The organism is Photobacterium kagoshimensis, assembly GCF_050337045.1.
Lineage (GTDB): Bacteria > Pseudomonadota > Gammaproteobacteria > Enterobacterales > Vibrionaceae > Photobacterium > Photobacterium kagoshimensis.
In genome coordinates this window covers 1-1854 of the sequence record NZ_JAKJSO010000050.1, presented here as the reverse complement: position 1 = coordinate 1854, position 1854 = coordinate 1, and the positions used below count along the sequence as shown (strand labels likewise).

The following is a 1854-nucleotide window of genomic DNA, read 5'->3' as shown; positions in this document are numbered from 1 at the left end:
TAGCTCAGTAGGTAGAGCAACTGACTTGTAATCAGTAGGTCACCAGTTCGACTCCGGTAGTCGGCACCATTCTTTAGCAAGACTGCTTTTAGCAGATTTGCAAGAGTAACGCTTCGGCGTGACTTTTGCCTCGATAGCTCAGTCGGTAGAGCAGAGGATTGAAAATCCTCGTGTCGGTGGTTCGATTCCGCCTCGAGGCACCATACAATTCCCCTTTAGTTCAGTTGGTAGAACGGCGGACTGTTAATCCGTATGTCGCAAGTTCAAGTCTTGCAAGGGGAGCCAATTTCGTTACCAAGCATTAGCTTGATAACAACAAGAATTCGTGTGCCGACTTAGCTCAGTAGGTAGAGCAACTGACTTGTAATCAGTAGGTCACCAGTTCGACTCCGGTAGTCGGCACCATTCTTTAGCAAGACTGCTTTTAGCAGATTTGCAAGAGTAACGCTTCGGCGTGACTTTTGCCTCGATAGCTCAGTCGGTAGAGCAGAGGATTGAAAATCCTCGTGTCGGTGGTTCGATTCCGCCTCGAGGCACCATACAATTCCCCCTTAGTTCAGTTGGTAGAACGGCGGACTGTTAATCCGTATGTCGCAAGTTCAAGTCTTGCAGGGGGAGCCAAATTATCTAGGGAAACCTAGAATGAAAAAGCCTCATCTTCGGATGAGGCTTTTTTGTATCTGCAATTTATCTCCCTCTTCACTCTCTCTATCATTCACTCAGCCAACATCCACACATTAACCCGCGACAAAATCCCCCCTATGTCTTTTCGGGTTAGCTATTCTTCGTCTACTGTTAACAATGTCACTCAGCAAAAGGACGATGCATGCTTACCTTGTATGGATACCCTCGTAGTCGATCATTACGTGTTTCGTGGTTATTAGAAGAGTTGGGATTAGATTGGCAATATCACTTGGTTAACCTTCCACGAGGTGAACATAAATCAGCTGACTATTTACACTTAAACGTCGAAGGAAAAGTACCCACTTTGATCGATCAGGATCTCACCCTGTGTGAATCAACTGCGATCTGTTTATATCTCGCTGAACGTTACGGCCCCCATTGGCTACCGCATCAATCGGTACAACAGCAAGCCCGTCACCATCAATGGATCAGCTTTATTATTACCGAACTCGAGCAACCTTTATGGAGCATAGGCAAACATCGTTACGCCCTTCCCGAACCGATCCGCCTCCCCGAAATGCAAGCCGTTGCTTGCTGGGAGTTTAAGAAAGCCATGAATGTTGCCTCACATTGGCTCCCCGAAAGTGATTACTTGTTCGGCAACCTACCGACAGTGGCCGATCTCATTTTGACTCAGACACTAAACTGGGCCACGGCTTTTAAGCAAAAACTCCCTACCAATCTCGAAAAATACCGTCTTTTTGTCTCTCAGCGCCCTGCCCTAATACGTGCGCTTCACAGAGAGCAGCAAGCGAACCCTAGTTAAAAAACACCTCGGCGGAGTATTTTGTAATCAATCAGCACAAAAAAACCAAAGTTAATCGATAGATTGAAAAAAATCGTTGACGACAAAGCCGAAAACCTTTTTAATGCGCTCCGTTGCCTCGATAGCTCAGTCGGTAGAGCAGAGGATTGAAAATCCTCGTGTCGGTGGTTCGATTCCGCCTCGAGGCACCATTACTTCTCTTTAGTAGTTAAAAATGGTGCAAGCAACGATAGCAATTCCCCTTTAGTTCAGTTGGTAGAACGGCGGACTGTTAATCCGTATGTCGCAAGTTCAAGTCTTGCAAGGGGAGCCAAATTTAGTTGTTAAGCAATAGCTTGATGACAAACAAGAATTCGTGTGCCGACTTAGCTCAGTAGGTAGAGCAACTGACTTGTAATCAGTAG

General features: G+C 46.2%; 1 protein-coding gene and 8 tRNA genes. All 9 read left to right on the top strand.

What is annotated here, in order from left to right:
- Position 1 precedes the first annotated feature (1 nt).
- Positions 2–69: transfer RNA gene (locus L4C35_RS23055), tRNA-Thr, on the top strand.
- Between the two features lie 58 nt (positions 70–127).
- Positions 128–203, top strand: a tRNA-Phe gene (locus L4C35_RS23050).
- A gap of 6 nt (positions 204–209) precedes the next feature.
- Positions 210–285: transfer RNA gene (locus tag L4C35_RS23045), tRNA-Asn, on the top strand.
- A gap of 44 nt (positions 286–329) precedes the next feature.
- A tRNA-Thr gene (locus L4C35_RS23040) sits at positions 330–405 on the top strand.
- A gap of 58 nt (positions 406–463) precedes the next feature.
- Positions 464–539: transfer RNA gene (locus L4C35_RS23035), tRNA-Phe, on the top strand.
- Positions 540–545: 6 nt separating this feature from the next.
- Positions 546–621, top strand: a tRNA-Asn gene (locus tag L4C35_RS23030).
- A 205-nt stretch (positions 622–826) separates the two neighbouring features.
- Complete coding sequence (locus tag L4C35_RS23025) at positions 827–1450, top strand: glutathione S-transferase family protein (RefSeq protein WP_428465051.1); 624 nt, start codon at positions 827–829, stop codon at positions 1448–1450.
- Between the two features lie 115 nt (positions 1451–1565).
- Positions 1566–1641, top strand: a tRNA-Phe gene (locus L4C35_RS23020).
- Positions 1642–1687: 46 nt separating this feature from the next.
- Positions 1688–1763: transfer RNA gene (locus tag L4C35_RS23015), tRNA-Asn, on the top strand.
- The last annotated feature ends 91 nt before the right edge of the window (positions 1764–1854 follow it).